Consider the following 6,194-nt stretch of genomic DNA (forward strand, 5'->3'; position numbering starts at 1 on the left):
GGGGGCGGAATGGTCCACCACCGCGGAGCCCCAGGGTTCAATTCAAACCTGACTGGAGGGACGCCGGATGAGTGAACGTGACGAGTGGATTCAGAAGATGCAGGCCAAGCTGGATGAATGGCAGGCCGAGATCGACAAGTTGTCCGCCAAGGCCGAGCAGGCCGAGGCGGATGCCAAGATGAAGTACCAGGAACAGATCCAGGAACTCAAGAAGCAGCAGGAAGAGGGCAAACAAAAAATGCGTGAGATGCAGGATGCCAGCGAGGATGCCTGGGATCGCATGCGCGAGGGCATGGAGTCAGCCTGGGAGAGCATGAGCCAGGCCTTCAAGGATGCGATGAACCGCTTCAAGTAAGAGACCCTCTCCATCCCCACCCCAGCCCCTCTCCCAGCCTCGGGAGAGGGGCGCTCGGTTTGACTCCCTCTCCCGCAGGGCAATCTCCTGCTCCACCGATGGCGACGTGAATCGGTGTTGTCACTCAATGACACCGTGTCATCCTCATGGCCGCCCGAAGCTGTTATCATGCATAAGTCCATAAGCATCACGATGACATGCGTGCCCGAAGAATCCCGTTCCAATCCCCCTGAACAGCGCTCCCCTCGGGTGTACGCCCGCGCCGAACACGGCATCTCCCGCGCCAATATCAGCGACAATGCCCTGAAGGTCCTCTACCGACTCAAGGACGCGGGCTTCCGCGCCTGCCTGGTGGGTGGCGGGGTACGTGACTTGCTGCTGGGGCGCGAGCCCAAGGACTTCGATGTGGCTACCGATGCCCATCCGGAGGAGGTGCGCAAGGTCTTTCGTAATTGCCGCCTGATCGGCCGTCGGTTCCGTCTGGCCCATGTGTATTTCGGGCGCGAGATCATCGAGGTGGCCACCTTCCGTGCCCCCCACGAAGACTCCACCGATGATCCGGATCTGGAGGCCGACGACGCCGGCAGCCGGCAGGCCCTGGTGGAGGATGGCCGCATCATCCGCGACAATGTCTACGGCACCATCGAGCAGGATGCCTGGCGCCGCGATTTCAGCATCAATGCCCTGTACTACGACATCAATGATTTCTCCGTGGTGGATTACACCGATGGCATGGAGGACCTCAAGGATGGCGTGCTGCGGCTGATCGGCGATCCGGAGGTGCGTTACCGGGAGGATCCTGTGCGCATGCTTCGGGCAGTCCGGTTTGCCGCCAAACTCGGGTTCCGCCTGGATCCGGCGGCCGAGGAGGGGATGGTTGAACTGGGGGATTTGCTGGAAGACGTGGCGCCGGCACGACTGTTTGACGAGGTGGTCAAGCTCTTCCATGGTGGCCATGCCCTGCAGACCTTTGAGATGCTGCGTCACTACGACCTGTTCCAGTACCTGTTCCCGCTGACGGAAGAGTCTCTGGAACACGAGGAGCAAGGGTTTCCCATCACCTTTGTGGCCAATGCCCTGCGCAATACGGACGATCGCATTCAGTCCGGCAAGGGCGTGAATCCCGCCTTTCTCTATGCGGTCCTTCTGTGGGAGCCGGTGCGCCACCTGGCGGAGCGGTTCATGGAGGACGGTGTCTCCGAGTTGCCCGCATTACAACGGGCCGGCGGTCAGATCCTCGCCGAGCAGGCCCAATTCATTTCCATCCCCAAGCGATTTTCCCTGCCCGTGCGGGAAATCTGGGAGATGCAGCCGCGTTTCGAGATACGCCAGGGTGTCCGTCCCCTGAAACTGATCACCCACCCACGCTTTCGTGCCGGATATGACTTCTACTGCCTGCGGGGTCGCTCCGGGGAGGCCCTTGAGGACGGCTGTGAATGGTGGACGCGCCTGCAGGAGGTGAACGAGGCTGAGCAGCGGCGTATGGTGGAGGCCCAGGGCAAGTCCGCTCGCTCCAAGCGTCGGCGGCGACGTCGCAAACCCGCCTCCACATGAAGCTGGTCATCGCCTATGTGGGCCTGGGCGCCAATCTGGATGACCCCGTCGCCCACGTGACCCGGGCCCTGGAGGAATTGTGCCAGTTGCCCGGTACTCGCCAGGTGAGCTGTTCAGCGCTCTATCGCAGTGATCCCATGGGTCCACCGGATCAGCCCGACTACATCAACGCCGTCTGCGCCCTGAGCACCAGGCTCTCTGCCGAGGCCCTGCTGGACGCCCTGCGAGCCCTGGAGGCCCAGCACGGCCGCCTGCGGGACGGTACCCGCTGGGGGCCGCGCACCCTGGACCTGGACATCCTGCTCTACGGGGACGCGTCCATCCAGGAAGAGCACTTGAAGATCCCCCATCCCGGCATGGCCGAGCGCGCCTTTGTGCTCTACCCCCTGGCAGAGATCGCTCCGGACCTGAATATCCCCGGGCTCGGCGCCCTGGGGGAGTTGTTGAGGCGCTGTCCACGGGATGGACTCCAGCCACTGCCCGACTGAAACGAGCGCTGATTGTTTTCGTTTCACGGTACTCCACCTCGCCAGGGTTCTGCCACATAGTTGGAAACCCGGGCACAACCTGGAACCCGGGTACAAGAAGTACCGTGTGGGTCCTTCGCGGCCAGGGCCGCTCCCACGCAAGCCTGTTTGGCCGCTGTGGGCTGGCTTTGCCCCGCGCATGCCTAGTAAGATCCGCCTCATAGACCCTTTGTCCCCCTAACGCCCCGAACCCTCTGCCATGAACCAGACTGAATTGACGGAACCGAGCCTGATTGCGGTGGAAGGCCCCATCGGCGTGGGCAAGACCAGTCTGGCTACCCGTCTGGCCGAGGCCCTGGGGGCCGAATTGGTGCTGGAATCTCCGGATCACAATCCATTTCTTGAGCGTTTTTATCAGGATCCCCGTCATCAGGCCCTGGCCACGCAGTTGTTCTTCCTGACCCAGCGACTGGATCAATGGCAGGGGCTGCGGCGAAACGCTAGCGACATGCCGGCCTTGCGAGTGACCGACTTTGTGCTGGACAAGGATGACCTCTTCGCCCAGGTGACCCTGGAGGAGGAGGAATATCGTCTGTACCAACGTATCCGTCAGGGCCTTCAACGGGATGTGGTCCGCCCCGATCTGGTCATCTACCTGCAGGCACCTGTGGAAATCCTCCGCGAACGCATTGCCCAGCGGGGGCGGACCTATGAAAAACTCATGGATAGCGTGTATCTTCAGCGCCTGAGTGATACCTATGCGAGTTTCTTCTATCATTATGCAGAGGCGCCCTTGCTGATCGTGAATGCCGGTGAGATCGATTGGGTCAATCGGGATGACGATTTCCAGCAATTGCTGGATTTCATGCGCACGGTTCGTGCCGGACGTCATTATTTCAATCCCCTGCCTTCCGCCGTCTGAATGGCGCCGGGGCGCCGCCCCTTCACAGTGTTAAACCCGCGGATAAAGCGTGAGCGTACAGACTCAGACAAAGCGACTGACCCTGCGCGACCTGCAGGGCTTGCGAGAGCAGGCCGAGCCCATCGCCAGTCTCACCGCCTATGACGCCACCCAGGCCCGTTTGCTGGACGAGGCGGGAGTGGACGTGGTTCTGGTGGGTGACTCCCTGGGGATGGTGGTGCTGGGCCACGACACCACCATTCCCGTCACGGTGGATGACATGATCTACCACACCCGGGCCGTGTCCAGGGGGCTGAATCGTGCCCTGCTGATGGCAGACATGCCGTTCATGAGTTATGCCAGCATTGATCAGGCCGTGACCACCGCAGCCAGACTCATGCAGGAAGGGGGGGCACAGGTGGTCAAGCTGGAGGGCGATGCCCAGCAGGTGGCTGTGGTCAGCGCGCTCTCTCATCACGGGATTCCGGTGTGCGCTCACCTGGGCCTGCGGCCGCAATCGATCCACAAGCTGGGTGGGTACCGGGTGCAGGGCCGTGCCGCAAGCGAGGCGGAACAGATGATGAAGGACGCCCAGGCCCTGGAAGAGGCCGGTGCGGATATCCTGTTGCTGGAATGCGTGCCGTCCAGGTTGGCCGTCGAGATTCGTTCCATGGCCCGCATCCCCGTGATCGGGATTGGTGCCGGTGTGGATTGCGACGGTCAGATCCTGGTGCTGCACGATGTGCTGGGTATGACCGCCCGCGCCCCCCGGTTCTCCCACAACTTCCTGGCGGGTCACAACAGCATCCAGGATGCGCTGGCCGCCTACGTGTGGTCCGTCAAGCGTCGCGAATTCCCCGCCCCGGAACACGCCTTTTCCTCCTGATCATGGATACCATACATCGAGTGACATCACTGCGTGATGTGCGCGCTGGCTGGCGCGACGCTCACGACTCCGTGGCACTGGTGCCGACCATGGGTAACCTGCACGAGGGCCATCTGGCCCTGGTGCGCCAGGCCCGCCTTCAGGCGGATCGGGTGGTGGTGAGCATTTTCGTCAATCCCCTGCAATTTGATCGGCCGGAGGATCTGGCGGCCTACCCGCGTACCCTGGCGGAGGATTGTGAACTGCTGGCCCGGGAAGGCGTGGATCTGGTCTTTGCACCGGGGGATGACGAACTCTATCGCCGCCCCCGAAGCGACATCACCCGGGTGGAGGTGCCCGGCCTGTCGGACCTGCTGGAAGGCGCCCACCGGCCCGGGCATTTTGCCGGCGTCGCCACGGTGGTATGCAAGCTCTTCAACCTGGTGCAGCCGGACCTGGCCATCTTTGGAGAAAAGGATTTTCAGCAACTCATGCTCATCCGTCGCATGGTGGATGATCTGGATCTCCCGGTCGAGGTGCTCAGCGGTGCAACGGTGCGGGAGCCCGACGGCCTAGCCTTGAGTTCCCGCAATGCCTACCTGGACAGGACCCAGCGGGAGAGAGCCCCGGGGTTGTACCAGACCCTCTCCGAGGTGGGGCGGCAAGTGGCTGAAGGGGCAAGGGATTACCTCCGTCTGGAGGATGAAGCGATGAAAGGGCTTGAAATACGAGGCTTTGAGCCTGATTATGTTGCAGTGCGGCGAAGCGCCGACCTGCTGCCCCCAGGGCCGCAGGATTCTCAACTGGTGGTGCTGGCCGCAGCCTGGCTTGGCCGGGCCCGCCTGATCGACAACCTGATGATGGACGTGCCGACCGGGGACTGAACACCCGGCATCACGTGGGCCCCGGGGGATGACCAGGGGGGCCGAAGACCTGGAGGATGTGTTTACCCATGTTTCTGACCCTGCTCAAATGCAAGCTTCACCGCGCCGCGGTCACCCATGCCGAACTGGACTATGAAGGTTCCTGTGCCATCGACTCGGATCTGCTGGAGATGTCCGGCATCCGCCCTTACGAACAGATCCAGATCTACAATGTGACCAATGGTGAGCGTTTCACCACCTATGCCATCCGCGCCGAGGCGGGTAGCCGGGTGATCTCCGTGAACGGCGCCGCAGCCCACAAGGCCAGCCCCGGTGACCGGGTGATCATCTGTGCCTATGCGCAGATGAGCGAGGAGCAGGTGGAGCTGTTCAAGCCGACGCTGATCTACCTGAACGAGTCCAACCAAGTGACAGGCACGGGCGACGAGATCGCCACCCAGGCGGCTTGAGATACTTCTCCCTTCTCCCCTCTGGGGAGAAGGGCCGGGGATGAGGGGCCGCGGCGGGCACGATCCCCAGATTCTCGGTGCGGCTCAGCGACGCCGCGACCGCCTCAGGCAGTCCTCGTGCCAGTGGCATTCCACCTCCTTGCAGAACCCCTCCTCGGCAGTCGCAAAGCAGGGCACGTTACCCTCATTGACCTGTATCGTCCGGATCAGATCCTGCTTGCACAGCGAACCCGGTGTAACCCCTTTGTTTTGGGCAATGTAGCGAACAGTGGCAAGGTTCATGGGTCGGACATCCTCAATGACGGTGAGCCTGCCTCGCCGGAATGTCATCCTGTCCTCAGGGTGCGCCCCATCGGGGCGGGTGGCATGGGCGAGAGTCTTGATTGCCACGCCTAAGTATGGCTGTTTCTCCCGCCGGTGCCAGTTTTTTACCTCCTAACTGTCTATCAGTTATCGGTTTTTTCTGTCCGCTGGTCAACCGGTATTGCGCATGCCCGCGGCAATGGCATTGATGGAGCGCAGCAGCGGCGATATCCAGGGATCCTCCGCCTTCTCGCCTTGGGCGTGCAGTGCCCGATATCGGCGCAGCAGGATGATCTGAATATGGTTCAACGGATCCAGATATGCGTATTCCGGAGCAAGGTTGCCACTGATTCCACGGCAAGCCTGCCACCCATTCCAGGGGAAAGCTGCCACTGATTCCACGGCAAGGCTGCCAC

General features: G+C 62.0%; 9 protein-coding genes. 7 read left to right on the top strand and 2 right to left on the bottom strand.

Annotation, left to right across the window (positions count from 1 at the left end):
• Positions 1-67 precede the first annotated feature (67 nt).
• The 7 genes from BMY52_RS08100 to panD all read left to right on the top strand — a co-directional run bounded on the left by BMY52_RS08100 (position 68) and on the right by panD (position 5,475).
• On the top strand, positions 68-355 hold the full coding sequence (locus BMY52_RS08100) for a sll1863 family stress response protein (RefSeq protein ID WP_090253171.1): 288 nt from the start codon (positions 68-70) through the stop codon (positions 353-355).
• 201 nt (positions 356-556) lie between these two features.
• A complete protein-coding gene (gene pcnB, locus BMY52_RS08105) occupies positions 557-1,909 on the top strand; it encodes a polynucleotide adenylyltransferase PcnB (protein ID WP_245740701.1) in 1,353 nt (450 codons plus the stop codon).
• The gene (folK, locus tag BMY52_RS08110) at positions 1,906-2,397 is read left to right on the top strand and encodes a 2-amino-4-hydroxy-6-hydroxymethyldihydropteridine diphosphokinase (RefSeq protein WP_090253177.1); all 492 of its coding nucleotides are present in this window, start codon (positions 1,906-1,908) and stop codon (positions 2,395-2,397) included. Before pcnB ends, folK begins: the two co-directional genes overlap by 4 nt.
• A 238-nt stretch (positions 2,398-2,635) precedes the next feature.
• Positions 2,636-3,298 (top strand): deoxynucleoside kinase, encoded by a 663-nt coding sequence (locus BMY52_RS08115; RefSeq protein WP_090253179.1) that lies wholly within the window; start codon positions 2,636-2,638, stop codon positions 3,296-3,298.
• A 49-nt stretch (positions 3,299-3,347) separates the two neighbouring features.
• On the top strand, positions 3,348-4,163 hold the full coding sequence (gene panB, locus BMY52_RS08120) for a 3-methyl-2-oxobutanoate hydroxymethyltransferase (protein ID WP_090253182.1): 816 nt from the start codon (positions 3,348-3,350) through the stop codon (positions 4,161-4,163).
• Positions 4,164-4,165: 2 nt separating this feature from the next.
• Positions 4,166-5,026, top strand: a complete 861-nt coding sequence (gene panC / locus BMY52_RS08125; protein ID WP_090253184.1) for a pantoate--beta-alanine ligase — start codon at positions 4,166-4,168, stop codon at positions 5,024-5,026.
• Between the two features lie 68 nt (positions 5,027-5,094).
• On the top strand, positions 5,095-5,475 hold the full coding sequence (gene panD / locus BMY52_RS08130; protein WP_090253187.1) for an aspartate 1-decarboxylase: 381 nt from the start codon (positions 5,095-5,097) through the stop codon (positions 5,473-5,475).
• 84 nt (positions 5,476-5,559) lie between these two features.
• Here panD and BMY52_RS08135 read toward each other — a convergent pair whose 3' ends face one another.
• Positions 5,560-5,757, bottom strand: a complete 198-nt coding sequence (locus tag BMY52_RS08135) for an SAP domain-containing protein (RefSeq protein WP_143050449.1) — start codon at positions 5,755-5,757, stop codon at positions 5,560-5,562.
• Between the two features lie 192 nt (positions 5,758-5,949).
• On the bottom strand, positions 5,950-6,194 hold a 245-nt coding region (locus BMY52_RS08140; RefSeq protein WP_143050450.1), incomplete at its 5' end, for a phosphoenolpyruvate carboxylase.

This window comes from Ectothiorhodospira marina (assembly GCF_900109495.1).
Lineage (GTDB): Bacteria > Pseudomonadota > Gammaproteobacteria > Ectothiorhodospirales > Ectothiorhodospiraceae > Ectothiorhodospira > Ectothiorhodospira marina.

Bases quoted from the DNA above. Each gene is read 5' to 3' on its own strand.
- BMY52_RS08100 (WP_090253171.1), top strand. From the start codon at position 68: ATGAGTGAACGTGACGAGTGGATTCAGAAGATGCAGGCCAAGCTGGAT.
- panD (WP_090253187.1), top strand. From the start codon at position 5,095: ATGTTTCTGACCCTGCTCAAATGCAAGCTTCACCGCGCCGCGGTCACC.
- BMY52_RS08135 (WP_143050449.1), bottom strand. From the start codon at position 5,757: ATGAACCTTGCCACTGTTCGCTACATTGCCCAAAACAAAGGGGTTACA.
- folK (WP_090253177.1), top strand. From the start codon at position 1,906: ATGAAGCTGGTCATCGCCTATGTGGGCCTGGGCGCCAATCTGGATGAC.
- BMY52_RS08115 (WP_090253179.1), top strand. From the start codon at position 2,636: ATGAACCAGACTGAATTGACGGAACCGAGCCTGATTGCGGTGGAAGGC.
- panC (WP_090253184.1), top strand. From the start codon at position 4,166: ATGGATACCATACATCGAGTGACATCACTGCGTGATGTGCGCGCTGGC.